Origin of the sequence: Herbaspirillum sp. NPDC101397, from assembly GCF_044767325.1 — a bacterium.
Classification (GTDB): Bacteria; Pseudomonadota; Gammaproteobacteria; order Burkholderiales; family Burkholderiaceae_D; genus Herbaspirillum.
This window is the reverse complement of the sequence record NZ_JBIWNS010000004.1, coordinates 347022-371700: the sequence shown is the minus strand read 5'-3', so window position 1 is coordinate 371700 and position 24679 is coordinate 347022. Positions and strand designations below refer to the sequence as shown.

General features: G+C 60.9%; 20 protein-coding genes and 1 other RNA gene. 11 read left to right on the top strand and 10 right to left on the bottom strand.

The genetic code is table 11. The annotated features are described in order from the left end of the window. Positions 1–20: 20 nt before the first annotated feature. The 3 genes from ACIROW_RS12205 to ACIROW_RS12195 form a co-directional block, all read right to left on the bottom strand. Positions 21–3245 carry an efflux RND transporter permease subunit gene (locus tag ACIROW_RS12205; protein WP_402275703.1) on the bottom strand — a complete coding sequence of 1075 codons (3225 nt, stop codon included), beginning with the start codon at positions 3243–3245 and terminating at the stop codon, positions 21–23. A gap of 63 nt (positions 3246–3308) precedes the next feature. Next, the gene (locus tag ACIROW_RS12200) at positions 3309–4523 is read right to left on the bottom strand and encodes an efflux RND transporter periplasmic adaptor subunit (RefSeq protein WP_402275700.1); all 1215 of its coding nucleotides are present in this window, start codon (positions 4521–4523) and stop codon (positions 3309–3311) included. A gap of 11 nt (positions 4524–4534) precedes the next feature. Next, positions 4535–5377, bottom strand: a complete 843-nt coding sequence (locus ACIROW_RS12195; protein ID WP_402275698.1) for an alpha/beta hydrolase — start codon at positions 5375–5377, stop codon at positions 4535–4537. 342 nt (positions 5378–5719) lie between these two features. Between ACIROW_RS12195 and ACIROW_RS12190 the strand changes: the two genes are divergently transcribed. The 3 genes from ACIROW_RS12190 (at position 5720) to ACIROW_RS12180 (ending at position 9613) form a co-directional block, all read left to right on the top strand. Beyond that, entirely contained in the window at positions 5720–6739 is a 1020-nt protein-coding gene (locus ACIROW_RS12190) for a LysR family transcriptional regulator (RefSeq protein WP_402275696.1), read from the top strand. A 774-nt stretch (positions 6740–7513) separates the two neighbouring features. Beyond that, a complete protein-coding gene (locus tag ACIROW_RS12185) occupies positions 7514–8518 on the top strand; it encodes an AraC family transcriptional regulator N-terminal domain-containing protein (RefSeq protein WP_402275693.1) in 1005 nt (334 codons plus the stop codon). A gap of 87 nt (positions 8519–8605) precedes the next feature. Beyond that, a complete protein-coding gene (locus ACIROW_RS12180; protein ID WP_402275690.1) occupies positions 8606–9613 on the top strand; it encodes an aldo/keto reductase in 1008 nt (335 codons plus the stop codon). A gap of 25 nt (positions 9614–9638) precedes the next feature. Here the strand turns inward: ACIROW_RS12180 and ACIROW_RS12175 are convergent, their stop codons facing one another. The 4 genes from ACIROW_RS12175 to ACIROW_RS12160 form a co-directional block, all read right to left on the bottom strand. Then, entirely contained in the window at positions 9639–10316 is a 678-nt protein-coding gene (locus tag ACIROW_RS12175) for a hypothetical protein (protein WP_402275688.1), read from the bottom strand. A gap of 283 nt (positions 10317–10599) precedes the next feature. Further along, positions 10600–11355, bottom strand: coding sequence for an HpcH/HpaI aldolase/citrate lyase family protein (locus tag ACIROW_RS12170; RefSeq protein WP_402275686.1), 756 nt, complete (start codon positions 11353–11355; stop codon positions 10600–10602). Between the two features lie 98 nt (positions 11356–11453). Continuing rightward, entirely contained in the window at positions 11454–12722 is a 1269-nt protein-coding gene (locus ACIROW_RS12165) for a D-amino acid dehydrogenase (RefSeq protein WP_402275683.1), read from the bottom strand. 188 nt (positions 12723–12910) lie between these two features. Then, positions 12911–14095, bottom strand: a complete 1185-nt coding sequence (locus ACIROW_RS12160) for a branched-chain amino acid ABC transporter substrate-binding protein (protein ID WP_402275680.1) — start codon at positions 14093–14095, stop codon at positions 12911–12913. Between the two features lie 181 nt (positions 14096–14276). Between ACIROW_RS12160 and rnpB the strand changes: the two genes are divergently transcribed. Both rnpB and ACIROW_RS12150 read left to right on the top strand, forming a co-directional pair. Beyond that, positions 14277–14609: RNase P RNA component class A (gene rnpB, locus ACIROW_RS12155), an RNA gene on the top strand. Between the two features lie 86 nt (positions 14610–14695). Then, positions 14696–15838 carry an enoyl-CoA hydratase/isomerase family protein gene (locus ACIROW_RS12150; protein WP_402275677.1) on the top strand — a complete coding sequence of 381 codons (1143 nt, stop codon included), beginning with the start codon at positions 14696–14698 and terminating at the stop codon, positions 15836–15838. 11 nt (positions 15839–15849) lie between these two features. On the opposite strand, the gene ACIROW_RS12145 is transcribed toward ACIROW_RS12150, so the two are convergent. Both ACIROW_RS12145 and ACIROW_RS12140 read right to left on the bottom strand, forming a co-directional pair. Beyond that, positions 15850–16413, bottom strand: a complete 564-nt coding sequence (locus tag ACIROW_RS12145) for a TetR/AcrR family transcriptional regulator (protein ID WP_402275674.1) — start codon at positions 16411–16413, stop codon at positions 15850–15852. Continuing rightward, a complete protein-coding gene (locus ACIROW_RS12140; RefSeq protein WP_402275671.1) occupies positions 16413–16886 on the bottom strand; it encodes a DUF1348 family protein in 474 nt (157 codons plus the stop codon). Before ACIROW_RS12140 ends, ACIROW_RS12145 begins: the two co-directional genes overlap by 1 nt. A 586-nt stretch (positions 16887–17472) precedes the next feature. Here ACIROW_RS12140 and ACIROW_RS12135 point away from each other — a divergent pair. The 5 genes from ACIROW_RS12135 (at position 17473) to ACIROW_RS12115 (ending at position 23128) form a co-directional block, all read left to right on the top strand. Next, positions 17473–18300 carry an NAD-dependent epimerase/dehydratase family protein gene (locus ACIROW_RS12135; RefSeq protein WP_402275669.1) on the top strand — a complete coding sequence of 276 codons (828 nt, stop codon included), beginning with the start codon at positions 17473–17475 and terminating at the stop codon, positions 18298–18300. A 12-nt stretch (positions 18301–18312) separates the two neighbouring features. Further along, a complete protein-coding gene (locus tag ACIROW_RS12130; RefSeq protein ID WP_402275666.1) occupies positions 18313–19191 on the top strand; it encodes an SMP-30/gluconolactonase/LRE family protein in 879 nt (292 codons plus the stop codon). An 83-nt stretch (positions 19192–19274) separates the two neighbouring features. Further along, positions 19275–20306, top strand: coding sequence for a TRAP transporter substrate-binding protein (locus tag ACIROW_RS12125; protein ID WP_402275664.1), 1032 nt, complete (start codon positions 19275–19277; stop codon positions 20304–20306). A gap of 37 nt (positions 20307–20343) precedes the next feature. Then, positions 20344–22257 carry a TRAP transporter large permease subunit gene (locus tag ACIROW_RS12120; RefSeq protein ID WP_402275661.1) on the top strand — a complete coding sequence of 638 codons (1914 nt, stop codon included), beginning with the start codon at positions 20344–20346 and terminating at the stop codon, positions 22255–22257. Between the two features lie 91 nt (positions 22258–22348). Further along, positions 22349–23128, top strand: a complete 780-nt coding sequence (locus tag ACIROW_RS12115) for a 2-keto-4-pentenoate hydratase (protein ID WP_402275659.1) — start codon at positions 22349–22351, stop codon at positions 23126–23128. Between the two features lie 182 nt (positions 23129–23310). On the opposite strand, the gene ACIROW_RS12110 is transcribed toward ACIROW_RS12115, so the two are convergent. Then, positions 23311–23595 (bottom strand): HU family DNA-binding protein, encoded by a 285-nt coding sequence (locus ACIROW_RS12110; protein WP_007880659.1) that lies wholly within the window; start codon positions 23593–23595, stop codon positions 23311–23313. Positions 23596–24248: 653 nt separating this feature from the next. On the opposite strand from ACIROW_RS12110, the gene mraZ reads away from it, so the two are divergent. Beyond that, positions 24249–24677, top strand: coding sequence for a division/cell wall cluster transcriptional repressor MraZ (gene mraZ, locus ACIROW_RS12105; protein WP_402275655.1), 429 nt, complete (start codon positions 24249–24251; stop codon positions 24675–24677). Positions 24678–24679: the final 2 nt, after the last annotated feature.

Here is a 24679-nt window from a genome sequence, read left to right as displayed (position 1 = left end):
CCTTTGCTCATCGGCCGCGATTAACGACCATCGTGCGAGTCGGCTGGGGCAGCATGCTGGTCGGCATGTGAACCTGCAGTCAGCGGTGCTTCATGCTTGTGGGCAGTGTGCAGTTTCTTGCTGCCGCCGATGCTGCGCAACAACACGTAGAACACCGGTGTCAGGAACAGACCAAACAGCGTCACGCCCAGCATGCCGAAGAACACTGCAATGCCCATTGCATGGCGCATTTCCGAACCGGCGCCCGACGATGTCACCAGCGGCACCACGCCCATGATGAAAGCGATCGAGGTCATCAGGATCGGACGCAGACGCAGACGGCTGGCGTCGATCGCGGCGCGGATCACGGTGCTGCCTTGCAGTTCCAGTTCACGGGCGAATTCGACGATCAGGATCGCGTTCTTCGCCGACAGACCCACCAGCACCATCAGACCGATTTGCGTGAAGATGTTGTTGTCGCCCTTGGTCAGCCAGACACCGGTCAGCGCCGCCAGGATGCTCATCGGCACGATCAGGATCACAGCCAGCGGCAGGGTCAGGCTTTCATACAGCGCAGCCAGCACCAGGAACACCAGCAGCACGCTGATCGGGAACACCCAGATGCCGGCATTGCCTGCGAGGATCTTCTGATAGGTCAGGTCGGTCCATTCGAAACGCACGCCGCGTGGCAAGGTTGCTGCAGCAACGCGTTCCGCTGCTTTCTCGGCCTGATCCGACGAGTAGCCGGGAGCCGGGCCGCCGTTGATGTCGGCAGCGGTGAAGCCGTTGTAACGCACCACCATTTCAGGACCGAAGGTCTGCTTGACCTTGACCACGGACGACAGCGGCACCATCTCGCCGGCGAGGTTGCGGGTCTTCAGGTCGAGGATGTCGTCGGCCTTGGCGCGGAACTGCGCGTCAGCCTGGGCACGCACCTGATACACGCGGCCGAAACGGTTGAAGTCGTTGACGTACAGCGAACCCAGGTAGATCTGCATGGTGTTGAACACATCGGTCACGGGAATGCCGAGCTGCTTGGCTTTCACGCGGTCGAGGTCGACGTCCAGTTGCGGTACGTTGATCTGATAGCTCGAGAACATCGGGCCCAGTGCAGGTTCCTTCTTGGCCGCCTGCATGAAGGCTTGAGCTGCGGCGTCGAGCTCAGCGTAGCCGACGGCGCCGTGATCTTCGATCTGCATCTTGAAGCCGCCCAGCGTGCCCAGACCCATCACCGGCGGCGGTGGGAAAACGGCCGTGAAGGCTTCCTTGATGCCGCCGAATTTCTTGCCCAGCGAAGCGGCGATGGCGTTACCCGACAATTCCTTGCTCTTGCGTTCTTCGAACGGCTTCAGTGCGACGAACACGATACCGGCCGACGAGCTGTTGGTGAAGCCGTTGATCGACAGGCCAGGGAAGGCGACTGCGCTTTCCACGCCGGGTTCTTTCAACATGATGTCGCTCATCTTGCGGATCACGTCTTCAGTACGGTCGATCGAGGCGCCGTTCGGCAATTGGGCGAAGCTCACCAGGTATTGCTTGTCCTGGCCTGGCACGAAGCCGCCCGGCACCAGATAGCCGATACCGACCGTCGCTGCCAGCAGCACGGCATACACGGCCATCACTGCGCCCTTGCGGGAAATCACACCGGTCACGCCCTTGCCGTAGCCGTCGGAGGCGCGGTTGAAGAAGCGATTGAAGCGGACGAAGAAGCCACCGAGGAAACGATCCATCTGGCGTGTCAGCCAGTCAGGCTTGGCATCGTGACCCTTGAGCAGCATCGCTGCCAGCGCCGGCGACAGTGTCAGCGAGTTGAACGCCGAGATCACGGTCGAGATCGCAATCGTCATTGCAAACTGCTTGTAGAACTGACCGGTCAAGCCTGTCATGAAGGCCAGCGGGACGAACACCGCCACCAGTGTCAGCGCAATCGCAATGATCGGACCGGACACTTCCTGCATGGCGCGATACGTTGCCTCGCGCGGCGTCAGGCCGGCGCCGATGTTCCGCTCGACGTTCTCCACCACCACAATGGCATCGTCGACCACAATCCCGATGGCGAGCACCATGCCGAACAGCGACAGCGCGTTGATGGAATAACCGAAGCCCAGCATCAGCGAGAAGGTACCGACAATCGACACCGGCACAGCCAGCAGCGGAATGATCGAGGCGCGCCAGGTTTGCAGGAAGATGATCACCACGATCACGACCAGCGCAATCGCTTCGAGCAGGGTATGCACCACCGCTTCGATACTGGCACGCACGAATTGGGTCGGGTCATACACGATCTTGTATTCGACCGACGACGGGAAGTCTTTCGACAAGTCCTTCATCGCGGCGCGCACTTGCGTCGACACGTCCAGCGCGTTGGCGCCAGGCGCCTGGAAGATCGGGATCGCCACCGCAGGCTTGTTGTCCAGCAGCGCGCGCAGACCATATTCGGAAGCGGCCAGCTCGATACGGGCAACATCGCCCAGCTTGGTGATGGCGCCGCCGGCATCGCTCTTGAGGATGATTTCGCGGAAGTCTTCTTCGGTCTTCAGACGACCTTGGGCATTCACGGACAATTGCACCGGTACGTCAGGCGAGTTCGGCGAAGCGCCGATCACGCCGGCCGCAACCTGCACGTTCTGTTCGCGGATCGATTTGATCACGTCGCTGGCGGTGAGGCCGCGTTGCGAGACCTTGTTCGGATCCAGCCAGACACGCATCGAGTAATTGCCCGAGCCGAACAGGCCGACTTCACCCACGCCCTGGATACGGGCCAGGCGGTCTTTCACGTTCAGCACGGCGTAGTTGCGCAGGTAGGTGGTGTCGTAGCGGTCATCCGGCGAGATCAGGTGGACCACCATGGTCAGCGTCGGCGAGCTCTTGATGGTCGTCACGCCCAGGCGTTGCACGTCTTCAGGCAGACGCGGCAAGGCTTGCGAGACGCGGTTCTGCACCAGTTGCTGTGCCTTGTCGGGATCGACGCCGAGACGGAAGTTGACCGTGATGGTCAGGTTGCCGTCGCTGTTTGCCTGCGACTGCATGTACAGCATGTTTTCCACGCCGTTGATCTGCTCTTCCAGCGGCGAGGCCACGGTTTCAGCGATGACCTTCGGATTGGCGCCGGGATACGACGCGCGCACCACGACCGATGGCGGCACCACTTCCGGATATTCGGAAATGGGCAGCTGGAACATGGCCAACACCCCGGCCAGCAACAGCAGTATCGACAGCACACCCGCAAAAATCGGGCGGTCGATAAAGAATTTAGAAATATTCATGGGAATTCCCCGTTGATAATTTTTGATGCAAACTTTGATGCGGATCTTTTGGATCGATCTTGTTTAAGCTTTCTTGTCGGTCTTGGCCGCTGCAGGTGCAGTACCGGCAGCGCCGGCAACCTTCACCATCGGCACCAGGTTCGGCGCCACGGTGTCGCCCGGACGGACGCGTTGCAGGCCGTTGACGACGATGCGTTCACCCGGCTTCAGGCCGCTTTCGATCACACGCAGGCCGTCCTGGTTGGCGCCGACGCGGACTTCACGGTAAGTAGCGTGGTTGTCCTTGTCGAGCACCAGCACGAAGCGCTTGTCCTGATCGGTGCCGAGCGCTTTTTCATCAATCAGCAAAGCGTCGCGCGGTGCGCCGCCGCCGAGGCGGATGCGTGCATACAAGCCTGGCAGCAACTGGCCGTCGGCATTGTCGAAGACGGCGCGCACGCGGATCGTGCCGGACGAAGTGTCGATGCGGTTGTCGATCGAACCGACCTTGCCTTCACGCGAGTAAGCGTCTTCGTTGGCCAGACCCAGGAACACCGGGACCGAGGTGCCCTTGGCGCGCGCCGGGTTGACGTACTTCAGGAAGCTTTGCTCATCGACGTCAAACGATGCGTAGATCTTCGACATTGACACCAGTGTCGACAGCGATGGTGTTGCCGAACCGACCGAAACGATGTTGCCGACGGTGACTTCGGCACGCGACATGCGACCGGAGACCGGTGCGACGATTTGCGTGTATTCCAGGTTCAGCTTGGCCGAACGCAGGGCGGCTTGCGCAGCTTGCACGTTGGCGGCGGCTTCACGGGAAGCGTTCTGCTTTTCTTCGTAGTCGCGCTTGGCGATGGCGTTGTCGCCCAGCAGGCGTTGGCCGCGCGCCACATCGGAGGCGGTGTAGGCGGCACGGGCTTCGGCGCCGGCCAGCTGCGCTTGTGCGCGAGCAACTTCAGCGGCGTAAGGGCGCGGGTCGATGGTGAACAGCACGTCACCCTTCTTGACCATGGCGCCATCCTTGAAGTGGACGGCGGTCAGGGTGCCGGACACCAGCGGACGGATCTCGACGCGGTCGACTGCTTCGAGGCGACCGGAATATTGCTGCCAGTCGGTGATCTGTTTGCTGACGACTTCGGCGACATCGACGCCGGCCGCTTGCGGCGCTTGTTGCGCGTTGGCGGTGGAGTCCACGCCGATGGCGGACAGGGTGCCGGCGACGGCGATGGCGATAACGGCGAACACGGCGGCCGTGACGGTGTAGCGATGACGCAAGGTAATTTTGCTGGACATGATGGACCTCATTAAGACGGTTGGAATTGGAGAGCTGGGTTTGTTGGGCCTGCGATCGCACTGAAGCGACGACGCAGGAATTCGACGATTTCTTTAAGCAAAGGAATATGGCTGCGCAGCGCGTCGTGCGTGATGCCGGCGAAGCGCGCGACTTGCGTATGCACGCCGGCGTGGATCAGCGAGGCGGCGTATTTTTCCGCTTCGGTGTGCAGCACGTCGCAGCCGGCCGTGGCGATGTAAGCCGGCGGCAATCCCGCCAGGCGGCTGGCTTCCAGCGGTGCGGCATACGGGTGCAGGCGTTGCATGGTCTGCGGAAGGTACTGGCGATAGCGCAGCGCGCAGGCTTCGGCGGTCATGTCCGAGTTCAGGCGTTTGGCGTCGCCCAGCAAGGTCATGCTGGGATCGAGCATCGGGCTGATCAGCACTTGTGCGGCAAACGGCGCCGAGCAGCGGTCACGCGTGATCATGGTCAGGCTGGCCGCCAGGTTGCCGCCGGCATCGTCGCCCGCAACGGCGATCTGGTGCGGATCGATGTGCAGCATGCCGGCGTTCTTGACGGCCCAGCAGGCGGCGGCGTAAGCGTCTTCCGGTGCGGCCGGGAACGGCTTGGCCGGTGCCAGCGCGTAGGCCACCGACAGCACCACGGCACGGCTGTGCTCTGCGATGTAGCGGGCTTGCAGGTCGGCATCATCCAAACCGCCGGAGACGAAACCGCCGCCGTGGAAGTACAGCACCAGCGCTTGCAGGTCGCCGCTTTTCACTCGGCCTTGCGGTTGATACAGGCGCACGGGAATCGCGCCGATCGGACCGGGGAGGGTGAAGTTGGTGACGGTTGAAGCTTGTTCGACTTCCATGATATTGGGGCGGCGGTTAACGCCGGATTCGCTAAGTTGAAGCGGATTGTGCGCCACAGCATGCGGGCGGATAAAGCAGGCAAATCCAACAACACTGTTCGCCGAGTTCGAACAATCGGCGTAAAATACTCGAATTAGTTTGAGGTAAATTGGCGCGCGGCCAATGCAGATGCGGTTTTCCAATGTTTTCGGATAGGCGGCAATAAGCATCAAAAAGCCCGCCAATGGCAGCAAAAGATGGCAAATTGGCAGTGAAAAACACGCTTTTACCGCTGTTGCAAAACAATCGCGGGACGTGATTTGTACAAATGCGACGACAAAATCGTTGCCTGGGAGAATCGAATGGACAGATTTCAAGCAATGCAGGTCTTCAGCGCCGTGGTCGACGCCAACAGCTTCACGCGCGCCGCCGACAATCTCAATTTGCCGCGCACCACAGTGACGACGATTGTTCAGGGTCTGGAAAGCCTGTTGCAGGTGCGCCTGCTCAACCGCACCACGCGTCGCATCAGCCTGACGCCCGACGGCGCGGCTTATTACGAGCGCTGCGTGCGCATCCTGGCGGAAGTCGACGAGACCGAGGCCTCGTTCCGCAACGTCACGCGCGGCCCGCAAGGGCGTTTGCGCATCGACGTGCCGGCCTCGATCGGCCGCCTGCTGCTGCTGCCCAATCTGTGCGACTTCTATAGCAAGTATCCCGACATCGAACTGGTCATGGGCATGAGCGACCGTCCGGTCGACATGGTGCAGGAGGCGGTTGACTGCGTGATCCGCGTCGGCGACCTGCAGGACTCGAGCATGGTGGCGCGCCGCATCGGCACCTTCCAGGCGGTGACCTGCGGTTCGCCCACGTACTTCGAACGTCACGGCATGCCGCACACCATCGAGGACTTGCAGAACCACAAGTCGGTGCACTACTTCTCCAGCCGCACCGGCCGCACCATCGACTGGGACTTCATGGTCGACGGCGTCACCCGGGAAGTGAAGATGGCCGGCAAGCTGTCGGTCAACGACGGCGATGCTTATGTCGCCTGCGCGCTGCAGGGTTTCGGCCTGGTCCAGGCGCCGCTGTACATGATCCAGCCGTTCCTCGAAGACGGCCGGCTGGTGGAAATCCTGTCGCAGTGGAAGCCGGTGCCGATGGCAATTTCGGTGGTCTACCTGCACAACCGCCACTTGTCGCCCAAGGTGCGCGCCTTCGTCGACTGGGTCGCCGAACTGTTCGCCACCTGCCCGCTGCAGAAGGGCTGCCAGATGGGTATAGCGCCCGACGCCAAGGAATCCCATTTCACCAGCAAGCCGGAGAGCAACACCATCCGCGCCGTCATCGAACAGCACAACATCGCCGAAAGCGTGTTCTAGAACGCAGTTCAGTTCATTCGTTTTTCCATGCAGCGGCCCGCCTGATATCGATATCAGGCGCGTCGCTGTTTTTGCGTGGGCGATCGTTGCTGGCATGCTGATGATCCTCGTCAGGCCAGACCGTCGACGAGACCGCGTGCTTCCTGATGCGGAAAGCAACGCGTCCTTCCGCCGGCAGGGCGAAAAGCGTCGGATGGTGTCTGGAAAGTTGGTGAAGTGCCGGGGCGGCAGCGCGAATATGCGCGCCGGTGGTCGGCGGTCCGGTGAAGCGCTGTCTTGCATGGCCGTACCGAAAGCGGGACGACGGACAGTTTGAATCGTGTGGAATCGTGTATTTGGGCGTGAACAGATTATGCGCGCAGTGCAACAATTTCTGTTTGCTGAAAGCTGTCGAATATTTGCCTGATTCTCCAGTGTGATGGCGAATCAGGCAGTTTTTTTGATTTTCGGATTCGATTTCGCTCGCGTTACCGATTTGGTTCGATCAAGTAATCGGGAAAGCAGAGTGATCTTGCAAATACGAGTTGAACGAGAGGGAACCGCTGGATAGCAGGTGGTGCAGGACTTTCTGGCGGGTGACGCATCGAAGGGTGGGAATGCAAGGTGGGGCTGGTTTGGCGAACAGTGCCGGCCAAATTCAGAAGTCGGACATGGCTCGGATACCCAATTCTCCTGATTATTTGCCTATTTCTCCAGTTGGATGTGATGGAGATTCAGGCAAGTCGGCAATCTGGAGTAAGCTGGCTGCTTCCACTCTCCCGACCCGGAACCGCCATGGATCTGAACGACGCTCCCACCGATAACGACTTCCACGCCGACATGCCTGCGCCCGTCCCTTCCGCGCCTGTGAGTCCGGATCTCGAAGCAGATGATCGGCTGCGCGCAGCGCAGCGCGAACTGGTCACCCTGATTGCGCGCCTGACCGAAGACGTCGAAGGCTCTCGTGAAACCGGCATCGAAGGCTTCTTCCTGCATCGCATCACCAATCCGCAGGGACCCAAGCATGCGGTGCAAAAGCCGGTGTTCGCGGTGATCGCGCAGGGCGCCAAGCGTTTGTACGTCGGCGACGACGTCTATGATTACGATCCGATGCACTATCTGGTGTCGTCGGTGGATTTGCCGATGGTGGGCAAGGTGACCATGAGCAGTCCGGAAACGCCTTACCTCGGTTTGCGCATCGATCTCGACACGCGCGAAATCGGTTCGCTGATCGGCGACGAGCATCTGCCGCAGGGCATTCCGTCGGACGCGTCGCGCGGCCTGTTCGTCAATCGTCTCGACATCACGCTGCTGGACGCGGTGCTGCGGCTGTTGCGCCTGCTGGAGACGCCGCGCGATATCCCGATCCTGGCGCCGATGGTCAAGCGCGAAATCCTGTATCGCCTGTTGATGAACGGCCAGGGCGCCTTGCTGCGCCAGACCGTGTTGCAGGACAGCCAGATGAACCGCATCGCCAAGGCCATCCGCATGATGAAGGAAAGTTTCGCACAGCCGCTGCGCGTGGACGACATCGCGCGCGATGTGCACATGAGCGTGTCGTCGCTGCATCATCATTTCAAGGTAGTGACGGCGATGAGTCCGCTGCAATATCAAAAGAACCTGCGCCTGCAGGAAGCGCGCCGGCTGATGCTGGCCGACGACGTGAGCGTGGCGACGGCGTCGCAGACTGTGGGTTACGAAAGTCCGTCCCAATTCAGCCGCGAGTACAGCCGCATGTTCGGCGCTCCGCCGCTACGCGACAAAAGACGCTGGCTGGAAGAGGAAGCCCCGGCGTTATAGCAGACAGGGCGGGGCTCCGGCGCGTTTCCGCACAAGCGGCTAGAATCATCTTCCTTTACAGACCCACCTTCCCCAACGGAGACTCCCATGCAATATCGACGCCTCGGCAAAAGCAATCTGAAAGTCTCGGCCCTGTGCCTGGGCACCATGATGTTCGGCGATCAGACGCCGATCGACGAAGCGCGCAGCATCGTCGCCTCGGCGCGCGAGCATGGCATCAATTTCATTGATACCGCCGACGTCTACTCCAAGGGCAAGTCGGAAGAAATGGTCGGCAAGCTGCTGCAAGGACAGCGCAGCGATTGGGTATTGGCGAGCAAGCTGGGCAACGCCATGACCAGTGCGCCGAATCAGTCGCACTATTCGCGCCACTGGATTGTCACCGAGACCGACAACATTCTGCGTCGCCTCGACACCGATTATCTCGACGTGCTGTACATGCACCGCGATTACCATGAAGAAAACCTGGAAGAAGCGATCCAGGCGCTGGGCGACCTGATCCGTGCGGGCAAGATCCGGGGCTTCGGCGTGTCCAATTTCCGCGGCTGGCGCATTGCCGAGATCGCGCGCCTGTGCGAGAAGAACAACGTGCCGCTGCCGCTGGTGTGCCAACCGTATTACAACCTGTTGAACCGCATGCCCGAAGTGGAAATCCTGCCGGCCTGCGCCAACTACGGCCTCGGCGTGGTGCCTTACAGCCCGATCGCACGCGGCGTGCTGACCGGCAAATACAAACCGGGTCAGAAGCCGGCGCAAGACACGCGCGCCGGTCGCGGCGACAAGCGCATCCTGGAAACCGAATTTCGTGAAGAGTCGTTGGTCATCGCCGAGAAATTGCAGCAGCATTGCGCTGCGCGCGGCGTCAAGCTGGGGCAATTTGCGACGGCGTGGGTGCTGGCCAATTCGGCGATCAGCAGCGTGATTGCCGGCCCGCGCACCCTGGCGCAGATGGAAGACTATTACGATGCGGTGGAGTTGAAGATCAGCGCGGAAGAAGAAGCGCTGATCGACGGACTGGTGACGCCGGGTCATTCATCGACACCGGGTTACAACGATCCGAGCTATCCGTTTTTCGGACGCGTCGCGCTCAAATAAATCCGGCTCAGCCTCGCGGCCTGCATCAGCTGGCCGTCGCGGGCCGCGCAGCTTTTTTCGGCTGCAGCGGAAGTTCTTCCAGGCGCGCCGCTTCGGCGCGCTTTTCTTCATGCCAGCATAGATTGAGCATCATGAAGTGGCTCTGCATGCCGACGTCGCGCGTGAACGTGCAACTGGCGGGCGGCAGTGCCTTGCGGCTGATGGCCAGTTGTATCTGCGCCTCGCCGACAGGCAGCGCGCGCCGACTGGAATCGTCGACCACGGTGCGGCCGGTTTCATCCGGCGTCAGGCCGCCGTATTCGTGATCCGACAACACATCAATGCTCACGCTGCGCACGATCTGCGTGGCGCAGCCGTTGTCGACCTGCATGTTGTCGATGGCGACGCCGACGTGTTCCGAGCGCTTGATGCGCTTGCCGTGTTCATTGAGATAGGTCACGCGTTCGCTGGTCTCGGGAAATTCCCTGACCGGCATGCGGCGCAGCGCCGCTTCACGCGCGCAGGCGCGGTAAGCCAATTCGGCTTCGCGCTGGGCGGTGCTGTCGCTGATGCGCTCCCATGCCGTCGCTGGTTCTTCCGGCGCAGCCACGGTCGACCGAGCGAGCGCACTGTCGCGTTCATGGTCGTGGCAGGTGGTCAGAACGACTGCTGCCGACAGCGCCGCGGCTGCGGCGATAATGAGCTTGTTCCTTGATAGCGTCATGATGTTACCCCTTCGTTTCCCTTGAATGACGCGGCCCTGGCCCAAGATGGGCGAGCCGTTCATCGATGTCGCGGTCACGATTATGCGAGTTAGTTCAGGACGCTTAAATAGGACAATTCTCAAAAATCTGTTTTTCGTTTGAAAAACAAAATAACTTCCATCGCAAGATCTTTGTCTTACGATGAACGTATCGAATCAGGAGGAGATGGGTGTGGTTTTTGGGTTCTTGCGGGAACCACGACGGCCGTCGTCGTGAGGAGACGGCGGCCTTGGAGAAGTCGGGTCAGCCGCGCAGAATATTGATGCGGCGGCTGGTTTCAGCACGCAGCAATTGCACGTCGGTGCCTGGTGTCAGCATGTCGACACCGTAGGCCTTCATGCGTTCCGCCATTTCCACGGAGCCGCAGAAGATGCCGACGTATTTTCCACGCGCGTGCGAGACTGCAATGAGGTGCTTGATGGCCTGGTCGACCTTGTCGTCGCTCCATGAGTCCGGCGTCAGGCCGAGTTCGATGGCAAGGTCGCTGGGGCCGATGAAGATGCCGTCGAGGTCCGGCACCGAGAGAATGTCCTCCACCGCCGCCAGGCCCTGGCGCGTCTCTATCATGGCCAGCGTGAGCACGGTGCGGTTGGCGTGTTCGAAATAATCCTTGCCGCCGTACAGCACACCGCGCGCCGGTCCATAGCTGCGTCCGCCGCGTGGCGAGTAATGACAGGCGCGTACGAAACGTTCGGCGTCTTCCTTGCTGTTGATCAGCGGGCAGATCACGCCATAGGCGCCGGCGTCGAGCAACTTGTTGATTTCACCCAGGCCGTTTTCGGAGCAGCGCACCAGCGGCGCGGCGTTGGTGGTGGAGATCGCCTGCAGCATCGGCACCGCCGATTCGATCGAGAACAGGCCGTGTTGCAAGTCGACGGTGACGGCGTCATAACCGCAATCGGCGACCACTTCGGCGAGGAAAGAATTGCCGATGGACGCCCAGCCGTTGAGGGCCAGTTTCTTTTGCGCGAACAAGGTGCGCAGGGGGTTTTGCCGCATTCCGGTCTCCATATGTTATTGGTTGGTTCGGATATGGTATGCGGATTCCACCGATCACGCAGGGCTCTGCATAAATCGCCGGACAGCGGCGTTAACGCTTATCTCGTGTAGCTGAACGGCGCGTCGTCGATCGCCGTCTTGCGTCCAGCGATCTGCGCCGCCAGCAAGGCCGCGCTGCCGCATGCCAGCGTCCAGCCGAGCGCACCCTGGCCGATATTCAGATAGAGATTCCTGACCGGGGATGCGCCGATGACCGGCACGCCGCTCGGCGTGGCGGGACGGAAGCCGGCCCACGGCGACAAGCGTGCGGCGTTGGCGGCGTTGATGCTGCCCGGGAACAGTTCGTCGGCGCCGTTGCTCAGCTCCTCGACGGCGCGTTGCGGAATGCCGGTGTCCATGCCGACCAGTTCGACGCGGCCGGCCACGCGCAGGCGGTTGCCCAGGCGCGCGTAGACGATCTTGCGCGAGATGTCGGTGATCGACACTTGCGGCGCGGCGGCTTGCGACATCGCGTCGTCGAGCGGCACGGTGATGCTGTAACCCTTGAGCGGATACAGCGGCAAGCTGAAGCCGGCCCGGCGCGCGAAGTCGGCGCTGTCGGCGCCCAGCGCCAGCACGAATGTGTCGGCATCGATGGCACTCGAACCGGTGCGCACCGATGCCATGGCGCCGTCGCGCATCGTTACGCCCGTGACCGTGGTGGACGGCAGGAAGCGGAAGTTCGGATTGGCCTGCATGCGCTCGACCAGCGCCTGGCAAAACTGCGCGCAGTCGCCGGCTTCTTCGCTCGGCGTATAGACGCCGCCGGCCCAGTTGCGGCGCGCCTTGCCCAGCGCAGGTTCGATTTCAAGGCAGCGTGCGGCGTCGATCACTTCCTGCTGGCAGCCGTGCTGCGCCTGAAAGGCAATTTGCTTGCGCGCCGACGCCAGTCCGGCCGGATCCGTGTACATCACCAGCTTGCCGGCGGTGCGATGGTTGAATTCGATCGGCGCCGCTTGCAGGATGTGCGTCATCTCGTCGCGGCTGTAGAACGCCAGTTGCAGCAGTTCGATGGTGGTGCGCTGCACCCGTGCGGCATTGCTGGCGGCGAGGAATTTGATCAGCCAGCGCCATTGCGCAGGATCGAGTTTCGGTTTCAGTGTCAGTGGCGAATCGGCGCTGAACAGGTAATGCGGCCAATGCGTCCACACCGACGGGTCGGCCAGCGGCGCGACATAGGAATAGCTCAGCTGGGCGCCGTTGCCGAGGCTGGTGCCGGCGCCGGCTTGCGCACGTCCGTCCAGCAAGGTGACCTGGTGGCCGTCTTCGAGCAGACGATACGCTGAGGTGACGCCGATGACGCCGGCGCCGAGTACGCAAATGTGCATTGCAGGTTCCTGTTGGGCGGGACATTCCTGGCGCGGAATTTCCGCTGTCAACTTTCCGGCTTGCGCGGGCAAAGATGCGGCCAGGATGGCGGTCGCCGATGGTGATGATGGATAGCGCCAACTATACGCAATTTCAGTTTTCCTGTCGTATGCCGAATCGGCATTGTCGGCGCTGTCCCGTCAGCAGGTTACTTGCCGCCGAAGGCCTGCACGGGCATCCATTTGCCGCTGCGCACCTGGTAAATCGTATAAGCCGGATTGAGCAGGTTGCCTTCGGCGTCGAACGCAATCGTACCGGTCAGGCCCTTGTATTTCAGCTGGTGCAGGGTGGCGGCAATGCGCGCCGGTTCTAGCGAGTCGGCCTGCTGGATGGCGGCGACAATGGCGTAAGCAGCGTCGTAGGCGAATGGTGCGAACAGTTCGATGGGGCCGCCGTAGGCCGCGATGAATTTGTCCTGGAATTTCTTCCAGCCTGTCATTTTTTCCTGGGCCTGGCCGGGTGCGAGGCCGAATGTTCCCTCGCCGTCGGCGCCCGCCAGCCTCAGGAAGGTCGGACTGACGATGCCGTCGGCGGCCAGCAGCGTGGCGTTGACACCGGCGCGCCGCATCGCCAGCTTGAGCGCCGCGGCTTGCGGTCCGAGGCCGCCGAAGAAAATCAGGTCGGCGTCCGCGTTGCGCGCTGCAGCCAGCGCAGCATTGAAGTCGGAGGTCTTGCTGCTGATGCTCTGTTGCGCCACGACGGCCGTGCCTTTGTCTTGCAAGCCTTGCATGAACTGGCTCGCCAGCATGGTGCCGAAGCCGGTGTCGTCGTTGATTACCGCGATGCGCCTGGCCCTGAGCTGCTGCAAGGCGAAGGCGCTGGCGTAACGGCCGCCGTCGTCGTCATGGCCGACGATGCGAAAGCTGTCGGCGTAGCCGTTTTGCGTATAACGCCTGCCGGTCGAACCCGGTGCGATCTGAGGAATGCCGGCCGCATGATAGATGTTGGCGGCCGGTATGCTGGCGCCGGTATTCCAATGGCCGATGACGGCGACGACCTCGGATCTGACCAGGTAATTGGCTACCAGCGCCGCCGTGTGGATGTCGCCCCGGTCGTCTTGCGTGAGCAATTTGAGCAGGATCGGTCGACCGCCCACGGCGATGCCGCGCGCATTGATTTCGGCCAGTGCAAGCTCCACGGCATGCGCCTGGCTCTGGCCCATCGACGCGGAACTGCCGGATAGCGGTCCGGCAAAGCCGATCTGGACCAGTCGCGGCGTTTCGGCGGCGTATGAGGCTGGGGGCAGGCAGCAAACGCATGCCATCAGCAGGGCCGCGAAGAAGCGCCGGCGCTGAAAAAAATAAGTGAGGGGAAAGAATGAAGGACTGGCCATATACGATGCTCCCCCGGAAGCGTGAGATCCAGTATCGATTATCGGCAACAAGCCACCGGCATTGAAGGCTTGTGCCGGATATTTACCAACAATTCTGCGAATTGTTGTTTCCGCGGACGTGCTTTGATGCCGCAGGGCAAGCCTGCGCAGCCGGATGGATGCCTGAGGTACAATGACGCCCGAAGCAAGCCAGACAGCCGCTGGTCATCGTGTAATGCGATGGCGGGAGGAAGGTCCGGACTCCATAGAGCAGGGTGACGGTTAACGGCCGTCCGCTGAAAGCCGGCGCAAGCCGGTATAAGGCGAGGAACAGGGCCACAGAGACGAGCGTATTAAGTTACGGTGAAACGCGGTAACCTCCACTCGGAGCAATCTCAAATAGGCACGCGTTGATGTTGCTCGCGGAGCGTGCGGGTAGAGAGCTTGAGCGCCGGAGCAATCCGGGGCCTAGAGGAATGGCTGTCATAACGGGCAACCGTCGTAACAGAATCCGGCCTATCGGCTTGCTTCATTGAATTCATAGAAATAGAGAAGATCGATCTCCCGGCTCACGAGGCGGGCGAGGTCGCACAAAACGATTTCAGAGACATCAGGATCCCCATGAGCCAACCGGTTTTGTTTGAAGAACTGGCCACGCAGAATGGCCGCCGTATCGGCGTCGCCACGCTGGCTTCCGAAAAAACCTTGAATGCGCTGTCGCTCGACATGGTGCATCTGCTGACGCCGCAGTTGCGCCAGTGGGCCAGGGATCCCGAGATTGCGATGGTGCTGTTGCAGGCGCAGGGGGAAAAAGCTTTTTGCGCCGGCGGCGACCTGCAGAAGATCTACACCAGCATGCGCGAGCATCATGCCTCGCCGGCGCGCGACGACATTCGCGGCAATCGGTACGCCGCAGAATTCTTCGAGCACGAATATCGTCTCGACTACGAAATCCATACCTATCCCAAGCCGATCCTGTGCTGGGGCCATGGCATCGTCATGGGCGGCGGCATCGGCCTCATGGCCGGCTGCAGCCACCGCGTGGTCACCGAGCGCTCGCGCCTGGCCATGCCGGAAATCACCATTGGCCTGTATCCCGATGTCGGCGGCAGCTGGTTCCTGAGCCGCACGCCGGGCAAGCTGGGCGCGTTCCTGGCGCTGACCGGCGCGCTGATGAACGCGGAAGACGCCAAATTCACCGGGCTGGCCGATTACCGCGTCGCCCACGCCGACAAGCAAAAAGTCATTGACGCCCTGCTGCTGCAGAACTGGGGCGACGGAGATGACGCCGCCGTTCTCGGCCGCGTACTGCAGCAAGCCGAGCGCGACGTCGCCGCCGATGTGACGTTCGCACCTTCGGCCTTGCGCGACAATTTCGATCTGATTAATACACTGTGCAGCGGCCAGACCGTGCCCGATATCGTCGATGCCATCCTGGCGAACAAGAGCGACAACCCGTGGCTGCAAAAAGCCATCGCTACGCTGACGGCCGGCGCGCCCGGCTCGGCTGCGCTGGCGCTGGCGCTGCAACGGCGCGTGCGCCACATGTCGCTGGCCGAAGTGTTCCGCCTGGAATTCGTGGTGACGCTGCATTGCGCGACGCGCCCCGATTTTGTCGAAGGCATCCGCGCGCTGATCATCGAAAAGGACCAGAAGCCGAAGTGGAATCCTGCCCGCCTGGCCGACGCCACGCCGAAATGGGTGGACGGCTTCTTCATCGATCCGTGGCCGGCGAGCGAGCATCCGCTGGCCGACCTGGTCTGATCAATCTCTGATTACACCGTAGACGCTTGCAGCCGCTGCTGCAGGCGATCGAGCGTGCGCACGAAAATCTGCGGATCATCGACCGCCCGCGCCAGCACCAATGCGCCCTGAATTCCGGCCAGGATTTCCTCTGTAAGGGCAGCGGCTTCATCGGGCTCATAGCCGCTGCGTTGCAGGGCCACATGCAGGGCCGCCGCCCAATCCACAAAGTAACTCTTCACCTTGTCGGCGAAACGGTCACGCACGTTGACCAGTGCAAAGACGCCCACCAGGCATACCTTTCTGCCCGACAGAAAATATCGTTTCACTTCATTGAACATGCGATCGATGCCGGCCATGGCGTCGGCGCTCTCGCGCAAGGGGACGTATACCTCGCGCTGGAACCAGCCGTCGATGTGGCTCAGCACCGCGTTGACCATCTCATCTTTGCCGCCCGGGAACAGGTTGTACAGGCTGCCCTTGCCGAGACCGGTGCCTTCGGTGATGCGCGCCAGGCTGGCGCCTTCATAGCCATAGGCACGGAAAATCTCCGCCAGCACCGGAATCAGTTCATCGCGTTGCGTACCTGCCGCCATTACAGGCCGAGGTCGCTCAGGCTGGGATGATCGGCCGGGCGCGGCGCCGATTGATCCCAGTGGAATTTGCGGTCGCTTTCCTTGATCGGCAGGTCGTTGATCGAGGCATGGCGCGCGCGCATCAGGCCGTGTTCGTCGAACTCCCAGTTTTCATTGCCGTAAGAGCGGAACCAGTTGCCCGAATCGTCGTGCCATTCGTAGGCGAAACGCACGGCGATGCGGTTGCCCTCGAACGCCCACAATTCCTTGATCAGGCGGTATTGCTGCTCGCGCACCCACTTTTTGTTGAGGAAGGCGACGATGGCGGCGCGGCCCTGGACGAAGTCGGCGCGGTTGCGCCAGCGGCTGTCTTCGGTATAGGCCAGCGAGACTTTTTCGGCGTTGCGGGTGTTCCAGCCGTCTTCGGCGGCGCGGACTTTCTGGATCGCGGTGTCGCGTGTGAAAGGTGGAAGCGGAGGGCGGGATGTCGTCATGTGAGCACCTGTGTCTGATGGGAGGTTGAACTGCGGATGAAGGATTTGTACCGATCGGTAAACAAAGTCTAGTGCGGCCTCAATACGGAAGCAAGTCGAATCACCCCGATTGGAGCCACCCCCAACTGTGCTTCATCCGGCAGCGATGAACTGTGTACTTTGACTGTCCCCCCCCCCAGGAAGGCGTATGAGCAAAAATTGTTATCAGTCATCAGATGACATTAAGGCAAGTCATTCTTTTTTCTCAGGGGAAGTCGCAGCAAGGCTTTCAAGGCGATCTATCCTGTTAAAACGACTATGAGGATGATGAAAAAAATAGCGTCATAAATCTCCTTGCGTTCAAAATTTTCATGTTGTACGATGACTGTCAATTAAAAATAACGATCTGCCGGAGACACTCCATGACTGCTTTCAACTTGCTTGCGCTGCCCAGTACCTGACCCTGATATTGCGCGCGCCGCGATGACGGCGCGCTGAAGTTGTTGTTCCTTCTTTGCTGAGCCGGCATCGACTTGCCATGCGCGGATTCCATCCGGGTGGTGTCGCGTCGTCTGCTTGGCGTCGGTAGTTCAACCAGCGACGATTCATGACCATGAGCAATTTGCAAGATCAGGTACGACCCTTTAAGCGCCTGCTGCTGACCGGCGCCGCCGGCAATCTCGGCCAGGTGCTGCGTGAGCGGCTGAAACCCTGGACCGATGTGGTGCGGCTGTCCGACATCGGCGATCTCGGCGGCGCAGGGCCCGGCGAAGAAATCGTAACCTGCGACCTGGCTGACAAGGCCGCCGTGTACGACATGCTGGAGGGCGTCGACGCCGTGCTGCACTTCGGCGGACGTTCGCTGGAAGCGCCGTTCGAACAACTGATGCACGCCAATATCCAGGGCACTTACAACCTCTACGAAGGCGTGCACAAGCGTGGCATCCGCCGTGTGATTTACGCCAGCTCCAGCCACGCGGTCGGTTACTACCCGACCACCGAGCGCATCGACGCCGACAGTCCGCCGCGGCCCGATGGTCTGTACGGACTGACCAAGTGTTTCGGCGAATCGCTGTCGCGCTATTACTTCGATCGCTTTGGTGTGGAGACGGTGTGCCTGCGCATCGGCTCTTGCTTTCCGGAGCCGCGCAACGCACGCATGCTGGCGACCTTCCTGAGCTACGAGGACTTCGTCGAACTGGTGCGGTGCGCGCTGTTCTCGCCGCGCGTCGGCCACACTATCGTCTATGGCGTCTCCGACAACCGCATCGACTGGTGGGACAACAGCAAGGCCGGTCATCTCGGTTTCGTGGCGCAGGACAGCGCCGATGCATTCGCCGGACGCTTCCCTTTCAGCGGCACCTGGCCGGCAGCCGACGACGCCGGCAATTTCCAGGGCGGGCCGTTTATCCTGGCCGGTCCGCAATACGAATAGAAAACATACATCATGCAAGTTTTCCCGTTCAACGATCAGCGCTACGACGTCGCCGAAAGCCCGTTCTGGTACGCAGCCCAATCGGCCTGGTACTGGGTCGACATTCCGCGCAAGCTGATCAGCCGTCAGACCGCCGACGGTACTTACCGAGAATGGCAGTTGCCGGAAATGGTCGCGTGCATCGCGCCGGACGGCGACGGCGGCCTGATCGCCGGCATGCACACCGGTATTTTCAGCGTGCAATTGCAGGACGACGGCCATACGCGACTGAGCAAGCTGGCGCAGCCGGCAGGAATGCAAGCCGACCAGCGCTTCAATGACGGTCGTTGCGATCGCCAGGGCCGCTTCTGGAGCGGCGTGATGTGTCTCGACATGTCGCTGGCGCGTGCTGACGGCAAGCTGTATCGCTATGACGGCGCGGGTTTGTCGGCGCCGGTGGTGGACGGCCTGATTGTGCAAAACGGGCTGGCCTGGTCGCCCGACGGCAAGACCATGTACCTGTCCGATTCGCATCCGACGAGCCGTCTGATCTGGGCGTTCGACTATGACCTCGACAGCGGCGTGCCGTCGCGCCGACGCGTATTCGCCGACCTCAATCAACACCGAGGCCGTCCGGACGGGGCCGCGATGGATGTCGACGGCTGTTACTGGATTTGCGCCAACGATGCCGGTTGCCTGTTGCGCTTCACGCCGGACGGCAGGCTGGATCGCACGATCGAACTGCCCGCCAAAAAGCCATCCATGTGCGCCTTCGGCGGCGCCGACATGAAGACCATGATCGTGACCAGCATCAGCCTCGGTGCGCCGCAAGGCGACGAAGGTGCCGGACGTATCTGGACTCTGAATCCGGGTGTCGCCGGCATGCGCGACACACCGTTTGCGAAAGGATAGCGCCACCAGACATCGCAGCGGGCAGCAAAGGACAGGCATCAGACGCACCAAAAGTAGACCCCTATAAAACTACAGGAGACATGATGAACACGACCAACGCATCCAAACGACAATTCCTCAAGACCGGCTTGGCCATCGGCGGTGCAGCAGCAGCCGGCCTGTCCGGCAATCTCGCCTTCGCACAAGAGAAACCGCTGGTCACGCTGCGCATGTCGTCGACCTTGCCGCTCGACGCCAACTCGGCCCACTATGTCTGGTACAGCCGCTTCGCGCAGAATCTGAAGACCGCCGTCGGCAACAAGATCGTGGTCAATTATTTCCCCAGCGATCAGCTCGGCAAGGAGTCCGACGTGGTCAATCAGGTGCGCATCGGCAGCGTTGACATGATGATCTCCGGCTCGTCGATCTGGTCCACCACGGTGCCGGAGATCGGCGTGTTGGACATGGGCTACCTGTTCGCCAACCTCGACCATTCCGGCCGCGCGCTGGACGGCAAGGCCGGCGCCATCCTGAGCAAGATGATGTACGACCGCGTCGGCGTGCAGGTGCTGGGCTGGGCCTATTCGCTGGGAGCGCGCAATGTGTTCACCAAGAATCCGGTGCGCAGCGTTGCCGAGTTGAAGGGCATCAAGCTGCGCGTGCTGCCGGTGAAGAATTTCATCAGCACCTTGCGCTACATGGGCGCGGTGCCGACGCCGATTCCGTTCGGCGAAATCTACACGTCGCTGCAGACCGGCGTGGTCGACGGGTTCGAGCATGATGCGCCGACTGCGCTGGCGGGCAAGTTCTTCGAGGTCGCCAAGTATTGCGCGCTGACCCAACACATCTACAACCCGCAGACGCCGGTGATCAGCAAGCGCTCGTTCGCGCGGATTCCGGCAGACCTGCAAAAGGCTTTCCTGGACGCCGCCACCGAGGCGACCAACTATCAGCGTCAGCGCGCCGCCGACATGGAGCGCGATGCTTTCGAAAAACTCAAGGGACTGGGCCTGACCGTCTCGACGGTCGATCGCGAAGCGCTGCGCAAGGACGTCGCGCCGCTGTGGGGCGAGTTCACCGCGCAATATCCGGCGGTCAAGCCGGTGGTCGACGAGATCGTTGCGGCGCGCGGCTGATACCGCGCGCAACGGAAGGAAACCCAAGGAAGCCATGATGAAAACGATCACCGCGCCGCTGGCGTCACCCGAAGAAGCTGCAGCAGTCGAAAATGCGATTCAATCGCTGCATGCTTCGCCCAACGATGTAGTCGACTATCCGCGCCTGCAACGCGCGCTGGAACTGGCTTCGGCAGCGGTGCTGGCGGTCGACGTGCTGGTGGTGTTCTTTTCTGTGATCTGGCGCTACGCCTTGCACGATCCGCTGGAGTGGTCGGAAGAAGTGGCGCGCGCGCTGATGATCACACTGGTGTTCTTCGGCGCCGCCAGCGTGCTCGGCCGTAGCCGTCACGTCGGCATCGACAGCCTGCGCGGGGTTTTCCCGAAAACCTGGCTGCCGTATGTGCTGAGGCTGTGCGATTGGGTGATCGCCTTCGTCTCCATGTCGCTGGCCTATACGACCTGGCTGCTGCTGGAAATCTCCAACGACCAGACCACGCCATCGGGCCTGCCGCAGACGATCTTCGTCTTGCCGGTGCTGGTCGGGAGCCTGCTGCTGTCGGTGTTCGCCATCACGCATGCGCTGAAAAAGTTCGGCCGTCACGCGCTGGTGTCGGGTCTGATCGGCGCGGCGGTGGTCGGCGGCGTGCTGGCGCTGCAGACATTCTGGCCGGATCATGCGCTGCGGCCGATGCACGTCTTGTTGTTCGGCTTCCTTTTCTGTCTGGTGGCGGGCGTGCCGATCGCGTTTGCACTGACCTTCGGCGCGCTCATGTTCTTCCTGCTGGAGCCGAGCTTGTCGGTGATGGTGTTCGCCCAGCAGGTTGCGGCCGGCACCGATCACTTCGTCATGCTGGCGGTACCGTTCTTCATCCTGGCCGGGATGGTCATGGAATGCAACGGCATGTCGTCGCGCCTGATCGAGCTGCTGCTGCGCATGTTCGGCCGCCTGCGCGGCGGCCTGAACCTGATCATGGTGACGGCGATGGCGTTCTTCTCGGGCGTGTCGGGTTCCAAGCTGGCCGATGTCGCGGCGGTGGGCGGCATCCTGATGCCGGCGGTGCGCCAGACCAAGCAGAATCCGAATGAAGCCGCCGGTTTGCTGGCGGCCTCGGCCATCATGGCGGAAACCATCCCACCCTGCATCAACATGATCATCCTCGGTTTCGTCGCCAACCTGTCGATCGGCGGGCTGTTCCTGGCCGGGATCCTGCCGGCGCTGGCGATGGCCATCGCGCTGTGCATCATGGCGTATTACACCGGCCGCAAGGTCGACGTCAGCGTGGTGTTCATCAAGCCGCGCCCGATGGGCAAGCTGATCGGTGGTGCGCTGGTCGGGCTGATCATGATCGTGATGATCGGCAAGGGCGTCGCCTCCGGGGTCGCGACCTCGACCGAGATTTCTTCATTCGCCGTGGTCTACGCCATCGTGGTCGGCTGGCTGGCGTTCCGCGAACTCAACCGCAAGGTGCTGGTCAAGCTGTTCGTCGACGCCGCCTCGATGTCGGGCATGGTGCTGTTCATCGTGGCCGCAGCCAGCAGCGTGGCATATGCCTTGACGGTAGAGCAGATCCCGCATGCGCTGGCCGAGCTGATGGTGAGTCTGGCGCACGACTACGGCAGCTGGATGTTCATCCTGATTTCAGTGCTGGCGCTGATCCTGTTCGGCGCCGTGCTGGAAGGTGCGCCGGCGCTGATCATCTTCGGGCCGTTGCTGACGCCGATTGCGGTGCAGCTTGGCTATAATCCGCTGCACTTCGCCATCATCCTGGTGATTTCGATGGGTATCGGTCTGTTCTCGCCGCCGTTCGGGCTGGGCATGTATGCGACGTGCGCGATCGCGCAAGTGCGCCTGCAGGACGTGGTAAAACCCTATCTGAAGTATCTGGCGATCCTGCTGGTCACGCTGGTGGTGATCATCGTCTGGCCGGACCTGAGTCTGTGGCTGCCGCGCCGGTTTGGGTTCTCCTGACGGCTTGACGGAGATGCGCGCCTGAAAAATTTTCAAGGATTTTCAACCAGTGGCGTCCGCTTGCGGACGCGCTTTCATCATCAAGTACGTTATGGACAAGCAAAAAGACTCGCAGAAAATCAAGGCCGCGGCCGCATTGTTGCTGGCCGCGCGCAATCATGAAGTGGCGCTGGCGCGCTTGCCCGACGAGTACGTTCCGGCCGACGCCGCCGAAGCCTATGCCATCCAGGACCAGGTGTCCGCAGCGCTGGGCGAGGTCGGCGGCTGGAAGGTCGGCGCCAAGGCGCCGGGCGCACAACCGAGCTGCGCACCGATGCCGGCACAGTTCATCTTCGCTGCGCCCTATCATTTCTTTGACCTGCTGACCGCCGGCGCACGCGGCATCGAGGTTGAGATCGCGCTGCGCATGAAGCACGACCTGCCGCCGCGCAGCACACCGTACAGCGAAGAAGAAGTGGTGGCGGCGGTGGCCACGGTGCATCCGGCGATTGAGCTGGTGTCGTCGCGCTATACCGAATATCCGGCCGCCAACCCGTTGGCGGGGCTGGCCGACGCGCTCAGTAATTGCGCGTTCATCTACGGTCCGGGCCGTAGCGACCTCGGCCAGATTGACCAGAGCATCCAGCATGCCGAACTGTATTTCAATGGCCTGGAGGTCGCCAGAACCGTTGGCGGCAATCCGGTGGTCGATATCTGGCCGCTGGTGACCTGGCTGGTCAATCATCTGTGCGAGCGTTGCGGCGGGATCAGGGCGGGTCAATTCGTGACCACGGGATCATGTACGGGCTTGCTGTTTGCCGACAAGGGCAGCAGCGTCAATGCCCTGCTGCAAAACATCGGCAAGGTCGACATCTCATTCGCGCAGGCATAAGGGTAGGCAAAAGCGCAGGCAGCAGGCCGGTTTGGCTGGCTGAACGTGACTGCTTGGTCTTGATATATGGGGGGAGGGGACTGCAGGAGGGGAAAACCGGCGATCCGACGTGCAGGATCGCGGCGAAAAACAATGTATTTGAATGCCGTGAACTCCAGGTTCACAGCATTCAAATCGAACAATTATTTCTTCTTCTTGTTCACTGCTTCTTTGAACGACTTACCAGCGGAGAACTTCACTGTAGTTGCAGCAGCGATCTTGATCTCTTCGCCAGTTTGTGGGTTACGGCCGGTACGAGCAGCGCGCTTGCCTGTGGAGAAAGAACCGAAACCGACCAGTTGCACTGTGTCGCCCTTGGTAACTGCCTTGATGATGTTTTCAACGACGGAGTCCAGGGCACGTTGTGCAGCAGCCTTCGAGATTTCAGTATCAGCAGCGATTGCATCGACCAATTCGGATTTGTTCACTTTAAAATTCCTTTCACTGTTAAGGTGCCGAGATTTTAGCATTGGAATGCGCCTACTCCGCAAGCCCCATCTGATGTTTAATTGAATTGTGATGATCTATTTCATGTGAATTTCACAGGATTGAAAGAAACGCGATGCGCACTGGATGTTTTTTCGCGTTTGCATTTCTGTTTTTTGTCGCCGCGAATTTTTTCTCACCTGGTTTTTTGAGGCATACTGCGGCAGCCGGAAAATTCCGATGATGTTCCGGTCAGGTTTTCGTGCTCGCCTGTGTTGATGTTTTTTGATTGCCTGCAAAATCCCTTCCTTAGCCGTTCGCTTGTTTTCAGACCGGCCTCCCCTCCAGAACCCATGCGGAATTTGAGATAAACACATGTGTATATCTCAAGTGGAACATTCAATTAATTTCCTAAGTCCTTCATTTTGGACGAAAAAGCGCTTTTAGATGCATTTTAAGTAAGTGCGCTAAGTCTTTGACTTTATTAAAAAAATCCCTGTTTTCACCCCTGAATATCGCTTGACCTGTATTAGTGCATCCTCTAAAGTGGGCGGCAGTGTGAAAAAGTGTTTTTTTGTGGGGTATTTTCGAATTCCTTGCATCGGAACGCTGGTTTCAAGCATGCCAACAGCGACAGCAAAGAGGGTCAAACACAGTGTTTCAGGGCGCGTCATCAATCAATCTCGATGCCAAAGGACGGATGTCTATTCCGGCCAGGCACCGTGACGCCCTGGCGGTTCAGTGCGAAGGGCGGGTCACGCTGACGCGCCATCCGCACGGCTGTCTGCTGTTTTTCCCGCGTCCGACCTGGGAAAGCCACCGTGAACAGATCGCTGCCTGGCCGATGTCGGCGCGCGCCTGGCAACGGGTTTTCCTCGGCAATGCCTCCGACGTCGAGCTCGATTCGGCCGGTCGTATCCTGATCGCGCCGGAATTGCGCGCGGCGGTGGGACTGGAACGCGACGTCATGTTGCTGGGTATGGGTAGCCATTTTGAAATCTGGGATGCCGCCAAGCTGGCCGAGAACGAATCGGAAGCTGTTGCAGCGGGCATGCCGGACGTGTTGAGCAACTTTTCCTTCTGACG

Bases quoted from the DNA above. Each gene is read 5' to 3' on its own strand.
- ACIROW_RS12205 (WP_402275703.1), bottom strand. From the start codon at position 3,245: ATGAATATTTCTAAATTCTTTATCGACCGCCCGATTTTTGCGGGTGTG.
- ACIROW_RS12200 (WP_402275700.1), bottom strand. From the start codon at position 4,523: ATGTCCAGCAAAATTACCTTGCGTCATCGCTACACCGTCACGGCCGCC.
- ACIROW_RS12195 (WP_402275698.1), bottom strand. From the start codon at position 5,377: ATGGAAGTCGAACAAGCTTCAACCGTCACCAACTTCACCCTCCCCGGT.
- ACIROW_RS12190 (WP_402275696.1), top strand. From the start codon at position 5,720: ATGGACAGATTTCAAGCAATGCAGGTCTTCAGCGCCGTGGTCGACGCC.
- ACIROW_RS12185 (WP_402275693.1), top strand. From the start codon at position 7,514: ATGGATCTGAACGACGCTCCCACCGATAACGACTTCCACGCCGACATG.
- ACIROW_RS12180 (WP_402275690.1), top strand. From the start codon at position 8,606: ATGCAATATCGACGCCTCGGCAAAAGCAATCTGAAAGTCTCGGCCCTG.
- ACIROW_RS12175 (WP_402275688.1), bottom strand. From the start codon at position 10,316: ATGACGCTATCAAGGAACAAGCTCATTATCGCCGCAGCCGCGGCGCTG.
- ACIROW_RS12170 (WP_402275686.1), bottom strand. From the start codon at position 11,355: ATGCGGCAAAACCCCCTGCGCACCTTGTTCGCGCAAAAGAAACTGGCC.
- ACIROW_RS12165 (WP_402275683.1), bottom strand. From the start codon at position 12,722: ATGCACATTTGCGTACTCGGCGCCGGCGTCATCGGCGTCACCTCAGCG.
- ACIROW_RS12160 (WP_402275680.1), bottom strand. From the start codon at position 14,095: ATGGCCAGTCCTTCATTCTTTCCCCTCACTTATTTTTTTCAGCGCCGG.
- ACIROW_RS12150 (WP_402275677.1), top strand. From the start codon at position 14,696: ATGAGCCAACCGGTTTTGTTTGAAGAACTGGCCACGCAGAATGGCCGC.
- ACIROW_RS12145 (WP_402275674.1), bottom strand. From the start codon at position 16,413: ATGGCGGCAGGTACGCAACGCGATGAACTGATTCCGGTGCTGGCGGAG.
- ACIROW_RS12140 (WP_402275671.1), bottom strand. From the start codon at position 16,886: ATGACGACATCCCGCCCTCCGCTTCCACCTTTCACACGCGACACCGCG.
- ACIROW_RS12135 (WP_402275669.1), top strand. From the start codon at position 17,473: ATGACCATGAGCAATTTGCAAGATCAGGTACGACCCTTTAAGCGCCTG.
- ACIROW_RS12130 (WP_402275666.1), top strand. From the start codon at position 18,313: ATGCAAGTTTTCCCGTTCAACGATCAGCGCTACGACGTCGCCGAAAGC.
- ACIROW_RS12125 (WP_402275664.1), top strand. From the start codon at position 19,275: ATGAACACGACCAACGCATCCAAACGACAATTCCTCAAGACCGGCTTG.
- ACIROW_RS12120 (WP_402275661.1), top strand. From the start codon at position 20,344: ATGAAAACGATCACCGCGCCGCTGGCGTCACCCGAAGAAGCTGCAGCA.
- ACIROW_RS12115 (WP_402275659.1), top strand. From the start codon at position 22,349: ATGGACAAGCAAAAAGACTCGCAGAAAATCAAGGCCGCGGCCGCATTG.